The sequence below is a fragment of the Faecousia sp. genome (assembly GCF_048519415.1).
In the GTDB taxonomy this organism is placed as follows: domain Bacteria; phylum Bacillota; class Clostridia; order Oscillospirales; family Oscillospiraceae; genus JAZOXB01.
Genome location: NZ_DBFZUT010000067.1, coordinates 1 through 22456, shown reverse-complemented (window position 1 = coordinate 22456; position 22456 = coordinate 1). Strand labels below are relative to the sequence as shown.

Here is a 22456-nt window from a genome sequence, read left to right as displayed (position 1 = left end):
ACTTTGTGTACCCGCAAGGGGCATGCCGCATCCGTAAGGCGGCAAAGCCGCCAACGGCTGCGCAATATTTCAAGATTTTCAAACCGATAAGTTGGGGCGAAAGACCCGCTGAGCGCCGCAGCCGATTTATTCAGAGGTTCCCTAGAAAGAGAGGGAAACCATGAAACAACAGACCCGTTTTTATGTCAGCCGGAAAAATCCGCTGACCTGGATCGCCGCGGCCCTGTCGCTGGCTTCCATCGTTCTGCAGATCCTCGCGCTCTGCCTCGGCGAGGGAGCCGTGATCAGCACCGTGAACATCTGGTTCCAGAAGGTCCTGCCGATGGCGGTGAGCCTCGGCTTTGCGCTCCAGCTCGTGCTGGAAGGGGAGACGCGGTTCTATCGCACGTCGAAGCCCATTTTCTGGGCCTGCGTCTACTTCGGACAGGCGGCGCTCGACCTGCACCTGCACGGCGGCTACGCCCTGTTCGGCTATATGCGCTATGTCGTGATGTGCTGGGTCCTGTACCTGCTGCTCTACCTGATCTATCGCCTGACCATCACCGGCAAGATCCCGGTGTCCTATCCGCTGCTGTTCACGCTGCTGGTCCCGCTGGCCATCCTCATCTATGATCTGGCAGTGGCCGGCTGCACGATTGCCGTCTGGTACCGCCTTGTCAAGATCTCCAACATCGCCATGGCCGGCAGCGCCGTCGTCGCCGTGCTCGCGATGCGGCCGTTCACGGACGGCGCTTACCACCCGACGTGGGGCGACCGCAAGGACGGCCGTCTTATCCGTACGCTCAGCCCGATGAACATTGTCGCGGGCTACATCATGCCCACACGCAACGATGCCTGCAACTCCATCCAGACAACGTTCGAAATTTCGAAGGTCGAGCGCTACATCCGCCAGAAGCGCGCGGAAGGCATGGAGTCCTTCGGCCTGACGCATGTGCTGCTTGCGGCCTATGTCCGCTGCATCGCAAAGTACCCCGGCGTGAACCGCTTCTTCTCCGGCCAGCGCGTCTACCAGCGCGATGACGACGTCCAGTTCACCATGACCATCAAGAAGGACATGCGCACGGACGGCGAGGAGACGACCATCAAGCTCCACCTCAAGCCGACGGACACGACGAAGGAGGTCTATGAGAAGCTGAACGCCCTCATCGACGAGGTCAAAAACACCCCGCTCGACAGCACGTTCGACCATGTCGCGGCTCTGCTGGCCAGTATGCCGCGTCTCCTGCTGAAGTTTGTTGTCTGGTTCCTGAAGACGCTGGACTACTTCGGCATGCTGCCGGCGTTCCTGACGGACCTCAGCCCCTTCCATGGCACGGTCATCTTCACGTCCATGGGCTCGCTTGGCATTCCGCCCATCGTCCACCACCTCTATAACTTCGGCAACCTTCCCGTCTTCGTCGCCTTTGGCCGCAAGTACCGCAAGGTCGAGCTCGATCTGCAGGGCAAGCCCGTCACGCGCCGCTATGTCGACTTCGTCATGAATACGGATGAGCGTATCGTGGACGGCTTCTATTACGCGACCGTCATGAAGTACTTTGAAAAGCTCCTGCGCGAGCCGGAGCAGCTCGATCTTCCGCCCGAGGAAGTCATCCGCGATATTCCCTGATCCCAAATATCCGAAGCTCCTGCGTGTGCACTGCATGCGCAGGAGTTTTTAAGTCTCTGTGTTGCGGACAGCTGTCTGCATACGGCTGAAATGAGAGACGAAATGTAAGACGAATATACGCGGAGATGAAAGAATATTTGTGAAAGAAAATAGAGCGATCAGCACACCAGAAGGGAACGAATTGTGATTAGCTGGCAAATAAGGACATTTAATATGGATATTCCACGACAGAAAAACAGAAAGTCAGGCAAATTTTTCCTTGCATTTCCATACAGCCTGTGGCATAATTAGAGTCGCAGTTCATTACGCGTTAGCGGAGCAAAGCGCTAACGAGCAAAAAGGAAAGGATGGGATATGCAATGCGCAAAAAACTGACTGCGCTGCTGCTGGCCTGCCTGCTGCTGGTTTGCCTGGTCCTGCCGGTGTCCGCTGCGGACGCTCCGGCGCTCTATGGCACGGCCAATGCCGCGGACGGCACGGTCACAGTCACACTCAGTCTTCGCGGCGGCAGCGCCGTGCGCAGCGGAGCCTTCACGCTCAGCTACGACAGCTCGCTGACGCTCAGCAAGACCGAAAAGGGTCTGCCGCTTGCAGTGGCAAACACAAAGTATAAGGGAAAGGTCGTCTGCAATTGGGTCGGCGGCGCAGCCGAGGCCGATCAGGCCGTGCTGACGCTGACGTTCACAAACGCAGCGACGAAGAGCTATACCTTCAAGGTGTCCGGCGCCAAGGTGACGGACAAGAACTATGAGACGACGAAGATCGCTGACTTCCCGATCAGGATCTATGTGGCCTGCAACGGTAAGAACTGCCCGTCCAAGAGCTACAAGGATGTCGATCAGACGCAGTGGTATCACAATGCTGTGGACTATGTCCTCGGCAATGACCTGATGAAGGGCACGGGCAAGACGACGTTCTCCCCGGATGCCACTCTGACGCGCGGCATGGTCGTCACGGTCCTCGGCCGCATGGCCGGTGTGAAGACGTCCGACTATACCGGAACGAGCTTCTCCGATGTCAAGGCCGGCAGCTGGTATGCGCCCTATGTGCAGTGGGCCAGCAAGCAGGGCCTCGTCAAGGGCTATGAAGACGGCACGTTTAAGCCGGAGCAGAATGTGACCCGCGAGGAGATGGTCACCATGCTGTTCCGCTGCTGGAAGAGCGAGGGCAACACCTGGAAGACGGATGTCACCGCACTCAATGCATACAAGGATTCCGCAAAGGTCTCGAGCTGGGCGCTTCCCGCCATGCGCTGGGCTGCTGCTAACGGCGTCGTCAACGGCGTCGGCGACAGCATGCTGGAGCCGCAGGGCCAGGCAACGCGCGCCCAGTTTGCGAAGATCATCATGGTCTACCTTGAGAATCTCGCATGAAAGGAGCGCAGGATAGAAGAATGAAGCACTGGAATCTGAAACGGGTCCTTTCGCTGCTGCTGGTCGTGTGCATGGTCACCGGCCGGCTGTCCGGCGTCTCCGCCATGGCGGAGGATCAGACCGCGAATTATCATGAGATCTCCACCGACGGCCTGAAGCTTGCAACGGAAGACAATGCCGCTGCGGACGAGACCGAAACGGAAGAGGCTCCCTATGCCGACACCGATGTCGTGCGTGTGTTCGTCGTGCTGGAGGACAAGCCCGTCCTGCAGCAGGGCTACGCTACCCGCGGCATCGCCGGCAATGCTGCCGCCATGGCAGCCTCCAAGGCGCTCGAAGCCAAGCAGGCGGCGCTGGCCGCAGAGATCTCTGCGAACGTGCTGTCCGGCGAGACGCTGAACGTCCACTGGAACCTGACGCTGGCCGCCAACGCCATGTCCGTTGACCTGCCCTATGGCAAGATGGACGAGGTCGAAGCGCTGAAGGGCGTTAAGAGCGTCATGCTCGTTCCGCAGTACAGCATCGATCCGCGCGAGCAGGCCGATCTCAACACCATTTCCTCCGGCAATATGATCGGCAGCTACAACGCCTGGCTCGAGGGCTATACCGGTGCGGGCAGCCGCATCGCCATTGTCGATACCGGCCTGGATTCAGACCATCCGTCGTTCAACAGCGCTGCGTTCGATTACAGCCTGCTGGTTACCTCAACGAAGAACGGCAAGCAGATCGCGGATTATGATCTGCTGACCGCCGCGAAGATCAACGAGGTCCTGCCGCAGCTGCATGCCGCAGAGCGCTATGAGGGCCTGACCGGCAATGCTCTGTATGTCAGCAGCAAGATCGCCTTCGGCTTCAACTATATTGACGCCACTCTCGACATCACGCATGACAACGATCAGCAGGGCGACCACGGCACGCACGTTGCCGGTATCGCCACGGCCAACCGCTATGTGGAAAATGCGGACGGCACCTACACCTACGCTGACAACGGCGTCGTCGGCGTTGCGCCCGATGCGCAGGTCGTCGTTATGAAGGTGTTCGGCAAGAACGGCGGCGCCTATGCCGATGACTACATCGCCGCCATCGAGGATGCCATCGTTCTGGACTGCGACAGCGTCAACCTGTCCCTTGGCTCCGCGGCGGTCGGCTTCACGACCCCCGGCGAGGCGTACTTCGACAATGTCATGGATTCTCTGGACGAGACGGATACCGTCGTTTGCATGTCTGCCGGTAACTCCGGAAACTGGGCAGAGGACTCCGTCAACGGCCTGCTGTTTGCCGAGGATTCCAACACCGGCCGCGTCGGCTCCCCCGGCGCCTATGAGAATTCTCTGGCCGTCGCCAGTGCCGACAACATCGCCAACACCGCGGAGTATTTTACGGTCAACGGCGCGAACTACACCTACGCCGACGGCGCAGGCAAGACGTTCACCGGCGGCGCGACCTGCAAGAGCGCAGCCTTTACGACGCTCGACAAGTCCGAGGACAAGAGCGGCACGGAATATGACTTCGTGTTCATCGGCGATCCGACCGACCCGGACGACACCGCAAAGTACGGCGGCGAGAAGTCCGACTTTGCGAACACGGCCGGTAAGATCGTCCTTGTCTCCCGCGGCAACGGCGTTGCCTTCACCGATAAGCAGATCAATGCGGATGCCGCGAAGGCTGCCGCCATTATCGTCTATAACAATGTTGACGGCTTCGATGCCATCTATGCGGCCTGCACGAAGAAGCTCCCGTTCATCACAATCCGCCTTGACCAGATGAAGGCGATCCTCGCCTCGGCCACGCAGGACGAAAACGGCGTCTGGGGCGGCAAGCTGACCGTCCACGGCAGCGGCGTCTATACCGACATGAACGCCACCGGCGGCGTTATCACCATGAGCTCCTTCAGCTCCTGGGGCGTACCCGGCGATCTGTCTCTGAAGCCCGAGATCACCGCCCCCGGCGGCAACATCTATTCCACGCGCACGGACGGCACCTACGGCCTGATGAGCGGCACGTCCATGGCGTCTCCGTCTGCTGCCGGTCAGGCAGCCGTTGTCGCGCAGTACATCCGTGAGAACGGCCTTGCGGAAAAGGCCGGCCTGACGGTCCGCGCTCTGGCGCAGAGCCTGATGATGGGCACGGCCGTTCCCATCATGGACCCGGATTCCGACGTGGAGTACTCCCCGAGAAGACAGGGCTCCGGCCTTGGCAACGTGGAGAACGCCGTGAACAGCCCCGCCTATGTGACCATTGACGGCAATGACGACGGCAAGGTCAAGGTGGAGTTCGGCGACGATCCCGCCCGCACCGGTACCTACAGCTTCTCGTTCCATGTCAACAACCTGACGGACAAGTCCGTCTCCTACAGGCTCAGCGCCAGTGTGCTTGCGCCGGAAACAGTCACGGATGAAGAGTCCGGCACGAAGTTCATCGCCATGAACGATGTTGCAGTCGGCGCAAATGCGGTCTTCACGACCGATGCGGCGGGCTACGACCTCAACGGAGACGGCAAGCTCGACGACGGCGACGTCATGGCGATCCTGAACCATGCCGCCGGACTGGAGCTGCTTGCAGACGCTTCTCTGGCCGACCTGAACGGCGACGGCACTGCCGACGAGGTCGATGCGCAGATCCTTAACGACATTCTCGAGGGCGGCTCCTATGAGGGCAAGACGCTTGAGAGCCTGCAGAGCAACGACGTCGTGACCGTCCCGGCCAACGGCAGTGTGCAGGTCAAGGCAACCCTGAGCCTGAACGAGGAAGGCAAGCAGTATATGGAGGAGAACTTCTCCAATGGCAACTACCTCGAGGGTTATGTCTACCTGAATGCCGAGACCGATGCCGAGGGCAAGCTTGGCGTCAGCCAGTCCATCCCGTTCCTGGCTTTCTGGGGCAACTGGACGGATTCCTCCATGTTCGATACCAGCGTCTATGCCGAGGATCGCTTCAACGAGATGCCGCACAAGTACCTGAATATCGCGCGGGAGAACTACTACAATGTGAAGAAGGCGGGCAGCGGCAACACCTTCAACCTCGGTGTGAACCTCTACGCCAACGATGATGCGTTCCTTGCTGACCGCACGGCTGTCCGCGCGGGCGATACGCTCATGACCATAAACTACAACCTGATCCGCAATGCGCAGGACGTCAGCTACGTCATCCGCAATGCAGAGACCGGCGAGGTTTATTTCAGCAAGGACTACGGCAAGCAGTCCGGCGCCTTCTACTATACGAACGGCGGCTACTGGTCCAACACCGTTACGACGAAGGGCATCAGCTGGAGGTTTACGGACAACGAGGGCAATGCGCTCCCGAACAACACGAAGCTCGAGCTCGTCCTGACTGCCGTACCGGAGTACTACACCGCCGACGAGAACGGCAATTATACCGGCCTCGGCAAGGGTGCAGCGTGGGAGACGCTCGTTACCGTCGATAACGAGGCACCGGCCGTCACCCAGATGTTCTTCTCCAGCGATCCTGCGGGCCGCAAGCTCATCAACATCGCGGCGCAGGATAACCAGTACATCTCTGCCATCCAGTTCCTCACGACGGACGGCAAGCTTATCGGAACGCTCTCTCCGAACCAGCAGACGGCAAACGAGGCACTGAGCCTTTCGGTCAACGCTGCTTCCATGAAGCAGGACAAGGTCGTTGTTGCGGTCGTGGACTATGCGGGCAACGCAAGAGCCTATGAGCTCGAGCTTGGCCTCGGCGGCGACGACGGCGACGAAGAGCCCGCAGTGGAGCTCAATGGCTTCTTCGCCTTCAACGCGACGAACAACACCTGGGCGCGCTTTGAGCCGGATACAGCCAAGACCCCGGAGACTGCAGCAGAGACCGATGTCCAGTTCGCTTCTGCGGAGTATGTCAACGGCTACACCGTAGCCTGCACGACGGATGGCTATCTGTACGTTATGCAGCACGGCAAGTTCGAGCCGACGCCCGTGTGTTACCTGAACGCCATTCTGATCGACATGGCTTATAACAAGGCCGACGGCAAGCTGTACGCCATGGCGGTCCTCAATGACGAGAACGGCGAGCCGCAGTACGGCAAGCTCGTCACCGTCGACATGTTCACTGGCGAGCTGACTGAGGTCGGCTCGATCACGAGCGACATGATGCCCTCGTCCCGCGACGGCGAAGTGCCGCAGGTGCTGGCCATCAGCGACGACGGTACGTTCTATGTCATCAACGCCTCCACGCGCAACACCTACCTCTACAGCTTCCGTCTGACTGAGGACGGCAAGATCGGCGAGCTGACGAACGTCGGCAAGATCGGCTTCAAGGCAAACTATCTGCAGTCCATGGCCTTTGACCACTCTACCGGCGAGCTCTACTGGGCACAGTTCGTGCGAGCCTCCAGCTGGGCACGTCCGACCTACAAGCTCGTGAAGCTTGACCTCACGACCGGTGCCGGCACGGCACTCTCCGATCTGCCCGGCGAAATGACCGGCCTGTATATCGTTCGCGGCCAGGGCGGCTCCACCGGCAAGACCGACAAGCCTGAGAAGGTCCAGCTCACCACGACGAGCGCCACGCTCTACAGCGGCAACAAGACCGCCCTCGAGGCCTTCGTGACCCCGTGGAACCTGACCGACCGCTCCATCGTCTGGTCCTCCTCCGATGAGAAGATCGCCACCGTCGATGCAAACGGCGTTGTCACTGCAGTCAGCGAGGGCACGGCAGTCATCACCGCCGCCTCTAAGCTCGACGGCACCGTCAAAGCCGAGTGCACCATCACGGTCATGCAGAACAACACGACGCTGACCGGCATCGTTCACAATGCAGACGGCCAGAGCTTTGTTGCCGACATCGATGTCGACTCTGCAAACTACAAGTACCTCACCGGTGCACTGGAGCAGGATTACTACTCCGTCGTCCAGACGGGCGATACGCTGCTGGCCTCCGGCGACGGCAACCTTTACAGCCTTGATGCCGAAAACGGCTACGCAGCCAAGGAGCTGTGCTACACCGGCGACCTGTTTATGTCCGATATGGCCTACAGCCCGAACCTTGACCTCACGCTCGGCACCTATGGTTACTACCTGATGCTCGTCGATCCGACCACCGAGAACGGCTACCGCGGCCTATGGAATCTGCAGGGTGCGTTCACTGCCATTGCGGGCATTGCCTATGCGGGCCACGACAGCACCTACAACTACTTCTATATGCTGTCTGCCTCCGGCACGATCCACCTCATCGGCATCGCTCCGAGCGGTGACGGCTACACGCTGAGCCTCCTGCACACCATCGCAACGGACAAGTCCCTTGCTATTACGGGCCAGCATATGTATCAGTCCCTGTACTATGATATGGAGACCGGCTGGATCTACTGGGCACGCTTCAACGGCGAGGACTCCTCCAGCATCATCGCGATCAACGAGGAGACCGAGGAGGCCGTCCTCCGCGGCACGTTCGACGAGGCTGCATGGCCCGTTGTCGGCCTGTTCGCTTCCAAGAGCGGCGCGATGGATCTCGACCGCACCGGCGATTTCAACTTCAGCGAGACCTGCACGCTGGCCCAGACCGAGCTGAGCAGTCAGGACGCCGTGGCGCTCCCCGCCGGGAGCCTCCCCACGCTGGAGCATTAAGCTCAGAATAGGAGGAAACCATGAATCAACTGATGAAACGGGTGCTGTCCGTCCTGCTGGTCGTGTGCCTCCTGTGTTCCGCGCTCCCCTCTGCCTTCGCGGCAGAGGGCGGCGGGTTCACGGACGTCTCGAAGGACCACTGGGCGTATGACGCCATCACGGAAGCCGTTGCCGCCGGTTACTTCAAGGGCGTGAGCGACACGGCGTTTGATCCCGAGGGCACACTGACCCGTGCCATGCTTGTGACCGTTCTGGCGCGCGCCGCCGGTGCGGAAACGGACGACAATGCCTCTACCGGCTTCTCCGATGTGGCAGCGGGCACCTGGTACACGGGCGCTGTCGCATGGGCCGCCGAGAACGGCGTTGTGACCGGCGACGGCGACGGCACGTTTGCCCCGGACCGCGCGGCCACCCGGCAGGAGACTGCCACCATCTTTCTGCGGCTGCTGAAGCTGCTGGACAAGACCCTCCCCGAGATCGAGGAGGTTAAGACCTTCACCGATGCAGCCGACATCGCCGCCTGGGCGGAAGAGGCTGTGGAGACCATGCAGACGGCAGGTGTCCTGACCGGTTATCCGGACGGCAGCTTCCTGCCGCAGAACCCTCTGACCCGCGCTGAGGCCGCTACGCTCCTGTGCCGCTTCCTGAAGGCTGCGGAGGATAAGACCGAGCCCACGGAGCCGACGGAGACCGAACCGACGGAGCCGGAACCCACGGAGCCCGAGCCCACCGAACCCGAGCCCACCGAGCCGAAGGAGCCGATCCACGTCACCTTCGTCTCCGAGCACAGCGCGGCCTATGTCGAAGGCAAGGCCGTCACGGAGCTGACGCTCCCGGAGAATGTGAACTTTGTCGAGTTTATCGCCCGCGCTGACGAGGGCTATGAGGTCTATGACGTCTCCGCAACGAGCGGCCGTCTGGCAAGCCACGGCAGCAACTACATCCTGGCCGGACTGACCGAGGACGTCACCGTCACGCTGTCTGACGGCCTGATCCAGCATACCGTCACGTTCAATGCCGTCAACGGCACGACACCGGTGCAGGTCAAGGTCCAGCACGGCAGCACGGTCGAAAAGCCCGCCGATCCCGTCAAGACTGACGATACCTTCCTCGGCTGGCACACCGCCAGCGGCGCGGAATGGGATTTCGCGACTCCGGTCACGAACAACATGACGCTCTTTGCCTATTGGCTCAACGACACCTATGTCGGCGCGACGGTCTATCTGGACGGTGTCAAGGGCAGCGACTCCAACGACGGCCTGTCGGAGGAGACCCCGGTTCGCACGTTTGCTGCGGCTGCGGCTCTCATCTCTCCGAAGGTCACAGACGGTGTCATCTGGGTCACGCATACCGTGACCGTGCTCGATGAGCAGACGTGGGACCTCAAGGGCCGCGACTGCATCGTCAAGCGCGCTCCGTCCTGCACGGGCAACATGATCGCCGTGGACGGCGGCAGCCTGACGCTCTCGAACATCACGATCGACGGCAATGCCGAGGTCTTCTCCGGACTGCCCGCTTCCGCTCCCGCGAGCAACACCATCTATCTGGTGAACTATGCGACGATGACGATGAACAACGCCGTTGTCACGAATTGCTTCGGCGCACAGGGCGGTGCATTCTATGTGGAAAACTCTACCCTGGTCCTGAACAGCGGCAAGATCTCGAGCAACACGTCCAAGTACACCGGCGGCGCGATCTACCTCAAGTCCAACAAGAAGGACAATAAGACCGTCTTCACGATGAATGGCGGCGAGCTGTCCGATAACGTGGGCGGCTCCGTTGCGAGCGTCATCAACATTATGGGCAGCCATCCTGTGGAAGTGAACCTGCTCGGCGGCGCGTTTGTGAACAATTCCATGACGACGACGGGCGCGAACCTCGCCTGCATCTCTGCCACGAATGACGGCTCTACCGTCGTGATCGGCGGCGTGAAGTTTGCCGGCAACACGGACAAGAACGGCGAGACGATCAACGCGCTGACCCTTTCAACCCACAACGTTACCCTCATTCCGACGGAGGATACCGATTTCCAGGACCCGATTTACATCAACAACGCCTATGGGTCCTACAAGGACGTCGCGATTCGCGTGCCGGAGGGCCTGACCAAGCTGAAGGGCAAGCTCCCCATCCTGCTGGCCAAGGAATTCGTCGGCGCAGCCACCATCTCCGGCGGAACGGGCGAGGGCGCTTATGCCCTGCAGCCGAGCGACATGGAGAAGGTACATGTTGTCAACGACATCGACGGCGCTTATTACCTCGAGGTCAATGAGAACAACACGGCGGTCTTTGCCGAGGTCAAGACGAACGACATCGTCGTCTACCTCAGCGGCAACGGCAATGACACGAACGACGGCCTGACCGTTAAGACGCCGGTCAAGACGTTCGAGAAGGCCAAGGAGATCCTGAAGGCCCGTGTCGATGCCATGGAAACCATCCCCGATGATGCGAACTTTGTCATTTCGCTGGTCTACCGCATTCAGATCACGGAAGACTGCTCGCTGAACTTCAACGAATTCGGCGAGAATGCCAAGCGCTGCATGGTCCGCCGTGATGCTACGAACACCTCCGGCTATATGTTTGACATCAAGGAAGCGAACGTCACCATCGAGAACTTCCGCGTGGACGGCAACAGCAAGTATCTGAAGAGCGGTGTCAATGCCTCCTTCAGTATCGGCTCCGGCGCACAGGTCACTGTGAACGACGGCTTTGAGATCGCCAACATGATCTTCGGCGCAGGCGGCGGAGTGTTCAATCTCGGCGCAAGCAAGACGGAGACCCTGCTGACCATCAACGGCGGCTGGTTCCATGACCTGACCGGCTACAACGGCCTGATCGTCTATGGAAACTGCATGTCTCTGAGCACCTATGTGCCCGCGCGCTGCGTTGTGAACGACTGCCTTGTTGAAAATGTCACCGGTACCTATGGCCTGCTGCATGCCATGAAGTTCGTGACCATCGAGATCAACGGCGGCAGGTTCCGCAATATCACGATGAAGAACGACATCGGCTATCTCGCGGCTGTCAACGGCGACGCCACGGCGAGCATCGTTCTGAATCCCACGCCTGCAGGCCAGACCGCGGAGCTGAACGGCGATATCTACCTGCTCAACTCCAAGAGCGATGAAGACGGCAACCTCAGCAAGACCTCTGACGGCTATGTGACCATCGGCGGCGCGCTCGACCATGACGTTGTGATCACCGGTAACCTCATGATGTGGGGCACGGTGGTCGCCGCCGGAACGGACGACTACAAGCTGACGCAGGCTGATCTGGCCCACATCAGCACGGACACCGGCGATGTCCTTGTCCTGAAGGAAAAGACGAACACCATCGAGATCGCTAGGACCCGCTGATGTCCCGCACATAAGAAAATGGCTGCCCGGCGCTTTCGCGCCGGGCAGTTTTTCGTGACCGGGATATCGCCTTGTAGGGGCGAGGCATGCCTCGCCCGGCGACGCACTTGCAGCCCGTACAAGCTGCCGTAAAAATGGTTAACGCCTCCGAATTGTCATTGCGAGGCCCCGAAGGGGCCGTGGCAATCTCGCAGTACACGGACGGATAACGGGAGAACCGTCGGCGAAATCGCAGCTGCCTGCCCGAGATTGCCGCGGGATCAACGCCGGTGTATTTTGTCAGTCTCCATGGCGCTCAGGGAGCGCCGCTGCAGACACAATTGTTGCACGCTGTTTTAATGACGGCCTGTACGAACTGTAAGTGCCTTCCCGAGATTGCCACGTCGCTTCGCTCCTCGCAATGACAAATCGGGAGCGTTTGCTTTTTTCATGTTCCCTGTACCGATCGGCAGGTGCCTCACGGGACGTCGAGGACGCCGCTCCCCTACCATGCCTCAGCACACAAAAAGCGGCGCATCCGGTATGGGATGCGCCGCATGGGAGACGATATTCAGGAAAGGTCGCTGCCGAGGTCGCAGGTATACAGCCAGCGGATGGAATCACCGTCCTGCACGGTGCAGTCCGATGCACCGTAGTTCGGGAAAACGCCGTTCACGGCAAACATCCAGCCGGAGCGCGCGCCGCAGTCCTTCTCGTAGAGGTTGCCGAGCCCCTCAATGTAGGTGGTCTGGTACAGGGGCGAGACGGAATACTCCATCTGGATATTGTAGTCGCTCACCACGCGCTGCAGGACGGAAAACACTGTGTCGCCCTCCTGCAGCTCGACCGTCACGGTACCGAGGATGATACCGTTCGACGGGACGATGGAACGCTTGGCCTCCGAGAGCTTGTCCCAGTTGTCCAGGACCGTCGTGCAGGAGATGGAGACCGTGCACGAGGGAGCGGCAGGCTCTGTCGCGGGCGGCTCCGTCGGGGCCTCCGTGGCAGGCTGCGTCGCGGCGGTCGGGGCTTCTGTGGCCTTTGTGGCCTCCGTAGACGCTTCGGTCGGAGCCTCTGTGGCTTCCGTCGGGGCGGCTGTGGGCCTCTCTGTGGGAGCGGCTGTCTCGGGCGGCTCCGTGACGTTCTCCAGCGTTTCCGTGGCCAGCTGCAGCCCCTCCGTGCCGCTGGTGGGCTGCGTGTCCCCGCCGCCGCCCTGCAGTACAAAGACGAGCGTCAGAACGGCTGTCAGAACGACGCACACCAGCGCGATGAGCTGCCAGCGCTTCCAGGAATGAAACAGCTTCATGGCAGGACCCTCACTGCAGGTAGCGCGTCAGCATGGCCGCTGCCTGCGCTCGCGTCGCCGTGCCGCCGGGGGCCAGTCTGCCGTCCATGCCGTTCAGAATGCCGCGCTCCACGGCCCACGCCAGCGCCGTGCTCGCCCAGTCGGAGCACGTCCCGGCATCCGGGAAGGCCGCAAGGCTCTGCGTGCTCCCGGGGCTGCCGGAGGCGCGCCAGAGCATAACGGCGAGCTGCTCGCGCGTGATGCTGTCCATCGGCGCGAAGCGGTTTTCGCCCACGCCCTGCACAATGCCGCTCTGCTGCGCCCACGAAACGGCCGTGGAGTACCACTGCCCGGCCGGGACGTCGGAAAAACTGCCGCCGTCTGCTGCGGGGCTGCCGGAAGCGCGCCAGAGGATCGTGGCGAGCATGGCACGGTTCAGCGTTCCCTCGGGATCGAAGCAGTCGTTGCCGACGCCATTCATGAGGCCCTGCTCCGTCACCGCGCAGACATAGGGCTGCGCCCAGTGGCGGGCCGTGTCGCGGTAGCGGACGCAGGTGTGTGTGCCGTAGGTCGTGTCCGTCATGGTGTACAGGGCGGGCTGGCCCGCGAGGAAGCGCTCATAGGCCGCGAGGGCGTAGCCCGCCTGCTCTGTGGCCATGTAGTTTGCCGTGCGGTTCGTGTGGCCGAAGGCAAGGCCGGTTTCCGTCTGCACGCGGAAGCTCATCAGCGCGCTGACGAGCCACGCGCCGTTCGCACGGACAAAGCGGCTGTCCTTCGCCGGGTCGATGCCGAGGGCACACAGCGCCACTAGGACCTGCGAGATCGATTCCGAGGACGAGGCGCCCCACGCGTCAAAGCTGCCGTCGTCCTTCTGCATGCCGCTGAGCACGTTCAGGGCGCGGTCGATGGCCGCAGAGACGTTTGCCTGCGTGCGGTAGGGCGCGAGGGCCTGCAGCACCATGGCGGTCTGGTCGGGGTCGGCCGTCTTACCGGAATAGTCCCAGCCGCCGCCCGGCAGCTCCTGCGCCAGCAGGTAGGCCACGAGGCGCGCGCGGGAGCTCGTGCCGGAGGCTGCGAAGCCGTAGGACACGGAGTCCATGGCGATGAGGGCAAAGGCCGCGCCGTTCACGCCCTGCCAGACGGTCTGGTCGTAGTTTGCAAGCGGGGCCGTCAGGTCATAGCCCGCAAAGTCGCGGGCGTTCTCGCCGCAGGCCGTCAGGGCGAGGATCGTGCGGGAATACTGCGTGTAATAGGATTTGTCCAGCACGCCGCCGCAGGCACGGAGCTTTTCCGCCAGAGAAGCGAGATAGTCCTGCCGCATGGCGTCCGTCAGATTGCCGCTGCGGGCCAGCTGCAGGATGGACCAATCGCTGTAGGTCCCGGCGGCCTGCATCGCCGCGGTGCAGTAGGCGGAGACGCCGTCCACGGCCTCGGCGACCGTCATGGGAAGGGCCGTGGGCTCCGCCGCCGCAGCGGGGAGCACCAGGCAGGCCAGCATGGCCAGAAGAACCAGCCCGGAGATCAGTTTTTTCATCATGGCTTTTTCCTCAAAGATCCAGAATTTACGCGCCGAGCCAGACCCACAGGATCTTGGCAATCTGGGCGCGGGTCGCGCCGTCGCGCGGACGGAGCCACAGCGTGCCGTCCGAGGCGGGGTCGCCCGAGATCAGGCCGCGGCTGACGGCCCACTGCATGGCCTCAACGGCATAGCCGGAGACCGCATCTGCATCCGGGAAGGAGGAGAGCAGGTCTCCCGTAACGGCCTCGCCGTTGTAGCGGTAGAGAATGGCCGCGATCTGCTCGCGGGTGATGGCGTCCTCCGGGGCGAACGTCGCGGCGGACGTGCCCTTGACGACGCCGTTGGCGGCTGCCCAGATGACAGCCTTCGCATACCACGACTGCGGCGCGACGTCCGCAAACGGATTCGGCAGGCCAGTCACGTCCGGGGAACCGGCGTGGCGGTAGAGGACGGTCACGAGCTGTGCGCGCGTCAGCGTGCCGTTCGGCTCGAATGTCGTGGCGCTCATGCCGTTCATCATGCCCGTTTCCAGCATATAGTCGACCGGCTCATGATACCACTGCGTGACGTCGAGGTCGGAGAAGGCCTCGGACGGACAGACCTTATTCTGCGGCTGCGTTGTATAGCGGGTCGTCTCGCCGTCCGGCCACGAATAGAGCGCATAGAGCGTGACCATGGCGCGGATGGGAGTGTAGGTGTCCGTGTAGACCGTGCTCACCTGCACGGCGTCGGCCACGGGAGCGTCCGTCCAGCCTGCGAAGACATAGTCGTGCGCATTGGCCAGCGGCTTGCCCTCCGGGGCGGTGAGCGCCATCTCCTCACCGACATAGCCGCGCTGCATCGGCTGGGAAGCCCCCTCCGGCGTGGAGAATACGACGGTCGCGGGGACGCGCTGGCGGAACTCCACCACGAGCGTGCAGTCCTCGCGCACGTCGCTGACGGTGAAGACATTGCCGTCCTGCGCGACGGCGGCTGCGCCCTCGGGCTGAAGCGACCAGCCGGAGACGGCGGCGTTCTCCGCGGGCTTTGCCTCGAACGTCAGGTCATTCAGCGGAACGATTGTGCCGAGGGCCGTGTTGGCAGAGACGGCCGTGACGGTGAACTGCGCCTTGCCGAAGAGCTGCCAGTCGGAATGGACCTCCTGCAGGGCATCAACCTTGCCCTTACCGGGGTAGGTATCCAGTGCGGAGGAGACGATGGGGAAGGCGCAGTAGTTCCGGCGTGCGCTTTCAATGGTCAGGTACTCCGAGCAGTAATCCCACTGCCCGACCTCAGTCTTCATCTGCGCAACGGCCTGTGCGACGGTGTCGCCCGCGCGCAGACGGTCAAAGAAGACCTCTTCCCACTTGTAGTCATAGTCGAACGTGACGGCCTGGGAATAGCCGTAGAACACGCTCACGCCCTCGGCGCGCAGCGGGGCGCACAGACCGTCCGTCGCCATGCCGAGGCAGATGGCGCTCCAGATCAGGCTGTCCGGGGCGGACTTTGTCATGTGGTTCGCAATGCAGGTGCCGTCCACGGCGTAGTATTTTATCGTACCGTAGGAGCCCATGTACTGCGCGTGGTAGGTATTGCCGTCCTTGGCATAGTCCTCCGTCGTCAGGCCGGTGCCGGTCTGCAGCAGGAGGTAGGACGTTGTCGCGCCGGAGACAAGGTCCTCCTCGTTCCACGGGTTCTCATAGTCTGTGGAGCCGTGGCTGTCGAAGATGACAAGACCGCTCGACTCGACGGCGGCAGCAACGGCGTCGATCGTGGCGCGCGTCGTCTTCAGGACCTGCGAGCTGCCGCCCGTGGCGGCGGCCAGCTTCTTTACCTCGTTCTGATACTGCATCGTGAAGCTGCGGTCCAGACCGTAATACGGCTCGATGAGCGTGATGTCCGCGCTCGTCGTCGTGGATGTCTGTGGCTCGACTGCCTCTGTCTCAACGCTGCTCCCGGCGGCTCTGCGGGCCAGCTCGCGCAGGCGCGGGCTGTAGGCGCACGTCACGCCCGTCGTCGTTTCAAAGCTGAACTGCGCGCCGCGCCACTGCAGCGTGCCGTCCACATAGAGGTCGGAGGCCGTCACTGCCTCCGCCACGGCCTGCGCCGCCGCGAGCGTCCGGTCCGGGCCGTCCTGTGCGGACTGCGTCTGCGCGTCCTGCTCCACGGCGTCCAGCTCGGCCCACAGGGCGTCGATCGGCGCGTAGTCCGCGTCCGTCAGCGTGCGGGCCTTCGGACCGGCTGCAAAGGCGTTTCCGAACAGGGCCGGCAGCAGTGCCAGCACCAGCAGAAGCGCGAAAAATCGTTTCCAGTTCATATGTATCGCTTCCTTTCCGGTGAGTTACCTCTTATTCTACCATAGAGCCCGGCGATTGTCTATGGCAGCACTGCACAATTCAGCGAGAGCATTCGGCGAGAGATTTTTTGTCGAGGCAAGGTTTGAAAAGTGCAGGAATACTTTGTGTATTTCAAACTTTTCGAACCGATGGATCGGCAAAAAATAACCGACGAAGGCCGAAGATGCAATTGCGCGGTGTTGCCCTGCAAATTTTCCTCACAGCACCTGCCCGTTTGCCGCGCCCGTAAAGGCTCCGTGCAGGATGGCAGGTGCGCCGCCGACGAACACGGCGTCCATGCCCTCGCTCTCCTGCGCGGGCTGCTCCCAGGTGGCGCGCTCGTGCACGGCGGCGAGGTCGAAAACATTGACATCAGCGTCCATCCCGGCGGCGATGCGTCCCTTGCCCTGCAGGCGTAGAGCCTGCGCCGGAAGGGCGGTCATGCGCTGCACGGCCTCCGGCAGCGTCAGGACATGGCGCTCGCGGACGAACGTCTCGAGAATGCGCGTGAATGTCCCGTAGACGCGCGGGTGGGGCAGGCCCTCCGTGGGATAGAGCGAGTCGGAGATGACGCTGGCAAACGGCGCGCGCAGGATGCGGCCGATGTCCTCGTCGCAGGTGATGAAGTCGATCATCGTCACGTTGCAGGCCTCCTCTGCCAGCACATGGCACAGGCAGTCGACCGGCTCCAGCCCGAGAAGCCGGGCCGCCTCGGCAAGCGTCTTGCCCGTGAGGGGCTGAAATTCCGGTCGGTGCAGCGTCGTCAGGCGGATATTGTCCCAGCCGACCATCTGCGCGATGTTGTCAAAATCGCGGCCGTGGGCGATGCGCTCGCGCAGGATGTCCCGCTGAGCCGGGTCGCGCAGCCGGGCAGCAACGGCGTCCGTCCCGCCTGCCAGAAAGTCCTGCGGCAGCAGGTGCAGAAGCTGCGTCGAGCCTGCGCAGTAGGGATAGACGTCGCACGAGACGTCCAGCCCCTCGTCCCGCGCTTGCTGCAGCAGTGTCAGCGCCTCCGGGATGCGGCGGTTCCAGTTGCGCGGGCCCATGGCCTTGAGATGGCTGATGTGCACGGGCGTGCGGAGCAGGCGCGCCGCGCGGAGCATCTCGCGCAGGGCGCTGCAGACCATATCGCCCTCCTCGCGCATGTGCACGCAGATGGGAATGCCGCTGCCCTGCAGCGGGGCCAGCGCCCGGAGCAGGCCGTCCGGCGTGTAGAAGCACTCCGGCGCATAGCCGAGGCCGAGCGAGACGCCGAGGGCTCCGTCCGCCAGCGCATGCTCCAGACGGCGGTGCAGCTCCGGCAGGGCCTCATCCGCATCGCCCGGCGCATAGCCGCAGCAGTCCGCGCGCACCGTCCCGCCGCCGACGAGCATGCCGACGTGCAGCGGCAGCGGCCGGGCGCGCAGTGCGTCCAGATAGGCCGCCATGGACTCCGTGGGGATGGCCGGGTCGATGTCGCCCGTGATCGCCCCGAGATAGCGCCGCAGCTCTGCCCGGTGCGCCGCGCCGAACGGCGCAAGCGACAGACCGCAGTTGCCGTTGACGATGGCGGTCAGCCCCTGCCGCAGCTCCGCACGGCCGAAGCCGGGGCGAAAGACGGCGGCATCGCCGTGGCGGTGGATGTCCAGAAAGCCCGGCGTGACGTACCGCCCGGCCGCGTCCAGCGTCTGCGCGGCCTCGCCGCAGGACCCGACAGCCGCGATCTTCCCGCCGCGGATGCCGATATCCGCCCGGAACGGCGCGCCGCCGCTCCCGTCGATGACCGTGCCCCCGCGAATGACCCAATCCAGCATGAATATCTCCTCCTTAATACATTCATCATAGCATACTTTCCCGGAAAATCAACGCGAACGGTTGATTTTTGTCGAGACGTTGGATATAATAAAGAAAATCCATCTTCGGAGGTAACACCCATGGCAGTCAAAATTGAAAAAGATACCATCATCGGCGACGTGCTCGACCTCGCGCCGGAGACCGCCCCCCTGTTCCAGGCTATCGGCATGCATTGCCTGGGCTGCCCGGCCAGCCGCGGCGAGTCCGTTGAGGAGGCCTGCATGGTCCACGGCGTGGATCCCGATGCCTTCCTCGCACAGGTAAACCACTTCATCGAGGCAGTGGAAGCCAATCAGTGATCCAAACCAGCCTGCTGCAGCTCGATGACTGCAGCAGGTCATTTTTTAAGGGAGACTCCCTGATGAACGGAGAATTGTTATGACACAGAAGGAACGGATGCTTGCCGGGCAGCTCTACCTCGTGGACGAGGAGCTGGCGGCCGAGTACCGCCGCACCGCCGGGGTGCTCCGGCAGTTCAACAGCGAGCCGGAGCCGGAGGCCCGCGCCGCCCTGCTGCGCGGCCTGCTGGGTGGGACGGGACGCACGTTCAGGATCGAGCCGCCCTTCCGCTGCGACTACGGCAGCCATATCTATCTGGGCGAAAACTTCTATGCGAATTATGAGCTCATCGTGCTCGACCAGTGCGACGTCCGCTTCGGCGACAACGTCATGCTCGGGCCGCGCGTGAGCCTGTTCAGCGCGGGACATCCGCTCGATGCGGACATCCGCAATGCCGGGCTGGAGTACGGCAAGCCCATCACCGTCGGCAGCAACGTCTGGATGGGCGGCTGCGTGACCGTGAACGGCGGCGTGACCATCGGCGACAATGTCGTCATCGGCTCCGGCTCCGTTGTGACGCATGACATCCCGTCCAACGTCATTGCGGCCGGGAATCCCTGCCGCGTGCTGCGCCCGCTGACGGACGCCGACCGCGCCCACTGGCAGCAGGAGGCCGCGCGCTGGCGCGCGGAATGCGGCCGGTGAGGCTGCCGGTCTCCGCGCGGCTGGACTGCTGTGCCGGGCTTGTGCCGCAGGGCGCGCGCGCTGCGGACATCGGCGCGGACCACGGCTATCTCGGCATTTCGCTGCTGCTGAACGGCCGGGCTGAGTTTGTCCACGCCTCGGAGCTGCGCGAGCAGCCGCTCCGCCGCGCCATGGAAAATGCCCTGCGCTTCGGCGTGGCGGACCGCATGCGCTTTTCCCGCGCCGACGGCCTCGATGCCATCGACCCGGACGAGGTCGATACCATCGTCTGCGCCGGGATGGGCGGCGATCTCATCGCACAGATCCTCGGCCGCTGCCGCTGGGTGCGCGACCCGCGCTATACCTTGATCTTACAGCCGCAGTCCTCCGGCAACGACCTGCGCCGCAAGCTGGCCCGGATGGGCTTTGCCATCGAGCAGGAGCGCCTTGTGCGCGACGGCGGCTTTCTCTATCAGGCCATGGCTGCGCGCTTCGGCAATGCCGCGCCGGTCACGCCGGGGCAGGAGTATGTCTCCGCGGCCCTGCTCTGCTCCGGCGATCCGCTGCTGCCGGATTATTTTGACCGGCTCATCCCGTCGCTGGAGCGCACCGTCGAGGGCCTGCGGCGCGGCAGCGAGCCGGAACGTCTGCAATACTACGAAACTGCGCTGCGGGAGCTGCGCAAAATGAGGGAGCTTTATGACAACGGTTGCTGATATTCTGGATGTGCTCGAGGCCCTTGCGCCTTGCAGCATGAAAATGGACTGGGACAACGTCGGCCTGCTCTGCGGCAGCCGCAAAAAGCAGGTCGAGCAGGTCCTTGTCGCCCTTGACCCGTTCGAGGACGTCTGCGACGAGGCGGTCGAATGGGGCGCGGACGTCATCGTCACACATCACCCGCTCATTTTCCGCCCCGTGGCGAACGTCACGGACGAGACGGGCGTCGGCCGGGTCATCGAACGGCTGTGCTCGGCGGGTATCAGCGCCGTCAACGCGCACACGAACCTCGACTGCGCGCCCGGCGGCGTGAACGACGAGCTGGCCGCCGTGCTGGGCCTGCGCAGCGTCACGGTGCTCAACCCGAGCGGCACGGATGCACAGGGCCGCCCGTGGGGCCTGCTGCGCGGCGGCGAGACCGACGAGCAGCCGCTGGGGGAATTCCTGCAGACGGTCAAGCGGGCCCTCGGCTGCCCCGGCCTGCGCTATGTGGACGGCGGCAAGCCCGTCCGCCGCGTTGCCGTGGGCGGCGGGAGCTGCGCCGACGAGATGCTGGAGGCGGTGGCGGCGGGATGTGACACGTTCGTCACGGCGGACGTGCGCTATAACCAGTTCTGGGACGCGCACGACCTCGGCCTGAACCTCATCGACGCCGGGCATTTCTACACCGAAAATCCCGTGACGCGCGTGCTGGCCGATGCGCTGGCGAAGGCCTTCCCGGATATTTCCGTAAAAATTTCCGAAACCCACACCGACTGCATGAAATATGCTTGATTTTTGGCCTGTGGAATGCTAAAATAATCTAGTTATTTACAGATACCACTCTACGAAGGGAAGAAATATTATGTCTGGACATTCCAAGTGGCATAACATTCAGAAGACGAAGGGCGCGCAGGACGCCAAGCGCGCGGCAGCCTTCACGAAGATCGCAAAGGAAATGTATGTTGCGGTGAAGGAAGGCGGCGGCTCGACCGACCCCAGCTATAACTCCCGTCTCGCCACCGTCATCACGAAGGCCAAGGCTGCGAATATGCCGAACGACAACATCAAGCGCGTGCTCGAGAAGGCCGCGAATGCCGGCTCCGGCGATTCCTACGAATCCATCACCTACGAAGGCTACGGCCCGAGCGGCATCGCCGTGATCGTTGAGACCATGACCGACAGCCGCAACCGCACGGCAGGCAACGTCCGCCACCACTTCGACAAGTACGGCGGCAAGATGGGCGCTGCGGGCTGCGTGTCCTGGAACTTCAGCAAGAAGGGCGTGCTCGTCATCGACAACGAGGACGGCGACTATGAAGAAGACAACGTTATGATGGACGCCATGGACTGCGGTGCGGATGACTTCGAGGCCGAGGGCGACTGCTTCACGATCTACACCGATCCGGACGACTTCAACGCCGTTGCGGACGCGCTGGCCAAGAAGGGCTATACCTTCGTTTCCGCGCAGATCGAGATGGTCCCGGGTGAGTATAAGAAGCTCGACAACCCCGACGACATCACGAATATGGAAAAAATGCTCGACATCTTCGAGGACGACGACGACGTCCAGAATGTCTGGCATAACTGGGACCGCGACTGATCCCGGAATCAGCAAAAGCCGCGCGGCAGGACCGACCTGCCGCGCGGCTTCTTTATGGTAGGGGCGGGGCATGCCCCGCCCGGCGGCGTACTTGCAGCCCGTACTGGCCGCCGTTAAAACGGTACCGGCCAATGTAGGGGAGCGGCATGCCGCTCCCGGCTCTGCACCTGCAGTTCGTACAAGCTAGGGAACCTCTGAATAAATCGGCTGCGGCGCTCAGCGGGTCTTTCGCCCCAACTTATCGGTTTGAAAATCTTGAAATATTGCGCAGCCGTTGGCGGCTTTGCCGCCTTACGGATGCGGCATGCCCCTTGTGGGTACACAAAGTATTCCTGCAATTTCCAAACCTCAA

14 protein-coding genes are annotated in these 22456 nt (G+C 62.4%); 9 read left to right on the top strand and 5 right to left on the bottom strand.

Going from position 1 to position 22456, the window contains the following annotated elements:
* Positions 1 to 160: 160 nt before the first annotated feature.
* The 4 genes from ACMKFF_RS07145 to ACMKFF_RS07130 all read left to right on the top strand — a co-directional run bounded on the left by ACMKFF_RS07145 (position 161) and on the right by ACMKFF_RS07130 (position 11911).
* A complete protein-coding gene (locus ACMKFF_RS07145) occupies positions 161 to 1606 on the top strand; it encodes a hypothetical protein (protein WP_419496509.1) in 1446 nt (481 codons plus the stop codon).
* 359 nt (positions 1607 to 1965) lie between these two features.
* Positions 1966 to 2979, top strand: a complete 1014-nt coding sequence (locus tag ACMKFF_RS07140; RefSeq protein WP_419496508.1) for an S-layer homology domain-containing protein — start codon at positions 1966 to 1968, stop codon at positions 2977 to 2979.
* Positions 2980 to 2999: 20 nt separating this feature from the next.
* Entirely contained in the window at positions 3000 to 8558 is a 5559-nt protein-coding gene (locus tag ACMKFF_RS07135; RefSeq protein ID WP_419496507.1) for a S8 family serine peptidase, read from the top strand.
* A 20-nt stretch (positions 8559 to 8578) separates the two neighbouring features.
* Positions 8579 to 11911, top strand: coding sequence for an S-layer homology domain-containing protein (locus tag ACMKFF_RS07130; RefSeq protein ID WP_419496506.1), 3333 nt, complete (start codon positions 8579 to 8581; stop codon positions 11909 to 11911).
* Between the two features lie 550 nt (positions 11912 to 12461).
* On the opposite strand, the gene ACMKFF_RS07125 is transcribed toward ACMKFF_RS07130, so the two are convergent.
* From ACMKFF_RS07125 to ACMKFF_RS07110, 4 genes are all read right to left on the bottom strand, one after another.
* On the bottom strand, positions 12462 to 13196 hold the full coding sequence (locus ACMKFF_RS07125; RefSeq protein WP_419496505.1) for a DUF4430 domain-containing protein: 735 nt from the start codon (positions 13194 to 13196) through the stop codon (positions 12462 to 12464).
* 10 nt (positions 13197 to 13206) lie between these two features.
* Complete coding sequence (locus ACMKFF_RS07120; protein ID WP_417324169.1) at positions 13207 to 14712, bottom strand: S-layer homology domain-containing protein; 1506 nt, start codon at positions 14710 to 14712, stop codon at positions 13207 to 13209.
* A 25-nt stretch (positions 14713 to 14737) separates the two neighbouring features.
* Positions 14738 to 16990 (bottom strand): S-layer homology domain-containing protein, encoded by a 2253-nt coding sequence (locus ACMKFF_RS07115; protein WP_419496504.1) that lies wholly within the window; start codon positions 16988 to 16990, stop codon positions 14738 to 14740.
* A 237-nt stretch (positions 16991 to 17227) separates the two neighbouring features.
* Positions 17228 to 18802: an N-acyl-D-amino-acid deacylase family protein gene (locus ACMKFF_RS07110; RefSeq protein WP_419496503.1), complete on the bottom strand. Its 1575-nt coding sequence runs from the start codon at positions 18800 to 18802 to the stop codon at positions 17228 to 17230.
* 120 nt (positions 18803 to 18922) lie between these two features.
* On the opposite strand from ACMKFF_RS07110, the gene ACMKFF_RS07105 reads away from it, so the two are divergent.
* From ACMKFF_RS07105 to ACMKFF_RS07085, 5 genes are all read left to right on the top strand, one after another.
* The gene (locus ACMKFF_RS07105; protein ID WP_418467966.1) at positions 18923 to 19141 is read left to right on the top strand and encodes a DUF1858 domain-containing protein; all 219 of its coding nucleotides are present in this window, start codon (positions 18923 to 18925) and stop codon (positions 19139 to 19141) included.
* A gap of 79 nt (positions 19142 to 19220) precedes the next feature.
* Positions 19221 to 19826 (top strand): sugar O-acetyltransferase, encoded by a 606-nt coding sequence (locus ACMKFF_RS07100; RefSeq protein WP_419496502.1) that lies wholly within the window; start codon positions 19221 to 19223, stop codon positions 19824 to 19826.
* Complete coding sequence (locus ACMKFF_RS07095) at positions 19814 to 20521, top strand: tRNA (adenine(22)-N(1))-methyltransferase (protein WP_419496501.1); 708 nt, start codon at positions 19814 to 19816, stop codon at positions 20519 to 20521. The genes ACMKFF_RS07100 and ACMKFF_RS07095 overlap by 13 nt, the downstream gene beginning before the upstream one ends.
* Positions 20505 to 21296 (top strand): Nif3-like dinuclear metal center hexameric protein, encoded by a 792-nt coding sequence (locus ACMKFF_RS07090; protein ID WP_419496500.1) that lies wholly within the window; start codon positions 20505 to 20507, stop codon positions 21294 to 21296. The genes ACMKFF_RS07095 and ACMKFF_RS07090 overlap by 17 nt, the downstream gene beginning before the upstream one ends.
* 70 nt (positions 21297 to 21366) lie before the next feature.
* Positions 21367 to 22104: a YebC/PmpR family DNA-binding transcriptional regulator gene (locus ACMKFF_RS07085; RefSeq protein ID WP_419496499.1), complete on the top strand. Its 738-nt coding sequence runs from the start codon at positions 21367 to 21369 to the stop codon at positions 22102 to 22104.
* A gap of 113 nt (positions 22105 to 22217) precedes the next feature.
* On the opposite strand, the gene ACMKFF_RS07080 is transcribed toward ACMKFF_RS07085, so the two are convergent.
* A partial coding sequence (locus ACMKFF_RS07080; RefSeq protein ID WP_419496498.1) for a hypothetical protein occupies positions 22218 to 22456 on the bottom strand: 239 nt, incomplete at its 5' end.

Bases quoted from the DNA above. Each gene is read 5' to 3' on its own strand.
- ACMKFF_RS07120 (WP_417324169.1), bottom strand. From the start codon at position 14,712: ATGATGAAAAAACTGATCTCCGGGCTGGTTCTTCTGGCCATGCTGGCC.
- ACMKFF_RS07145 (WP_419496509.1), top strand. From the start codon at position 161: ATGAAACAACAGACCCGTTTTTATGTCAGCCGGAAAAATCCGCTGACC.
- ACMKFF_RS07110 (WP_419496503.1), bottom strand. From the start codon at position 18,802: ATGCTGGATTGGGTCATTCGCGGGGGCACGGTCATCGACGGGAGCGGC.
- ACMKFF_RS07125 (WP_419496505.1), bottom strand. From the start codon at position 13,196: ATGAAGCTGTTTCATTCCTGGAAGCGCTGGCAGCTCATCGCGCTGGTG.
- ACMKFF_RS07115 (WP_419496504.1), bottom strand. From the start codon at position 16,990: ATGAACTGGAAACGATTTTTCGCGCTTCTGCTGGTGCTGGCACTGCTG.
- ACMKFF_RS07130 (WP_419496506.1), top strand. From the start codon at position 8,579: ATGAATCAACTGATGAAACGGGTGCTGTCCGTCCTGCTGGTCGTGTGC.
- ACMKFF_RS07090 (WP_419496500.1), top strand. From the start codon at position 20,505: ATGACAACGGTTGCTGATATTCTGGATGTGCTCGAGGCCCTTGCGCCT.
- ACMKFF_RS07085 (WP_419496499.1), top strand. From the start codon at position 21,367: ATGTCTGGACATTCCAAGTGGCATAACATTCAGAAGACGAAGGGCGCG.
- ACMKFF_RS07095 (WP_419496501.1), top strand. From the start codon at position 19,814: ATGCGGCCGGTGAGGCTGCCGGTCTCCGCGCGGCTGGACTGCTGTGCC.
- ACMKFF_RS07100 (WP_419496502.1), top strand. From the start codon at position 19,221: ATGACACAGAAGGAACGGATGCTTGCCGGGCAGCTCTACCTCGTGGAC.
- ACMKFF_RS07105 (WP_418467966.1), top strand. From the start codon at position 18,923: ATGGCAGTCAAAATTGAAAAAGATACCATCATCGGCGACGTGCTCGAC.
- ACMKFF_RS07135 (WP_419496507.1), top strand. From the start codon at position 3,000: ATGAAGCACTGGAATCTGAAACGGGTCCTTTCGCTGCTGCTGGTCGTG.
- ACMKFF_RS07140 (WP_419496508.1), top strand. From the start codon at position 1,966: ATGCGCAAAAAACTGACTGCGCTGCTGCTGGCCTGCCTGCTGCTGGTT.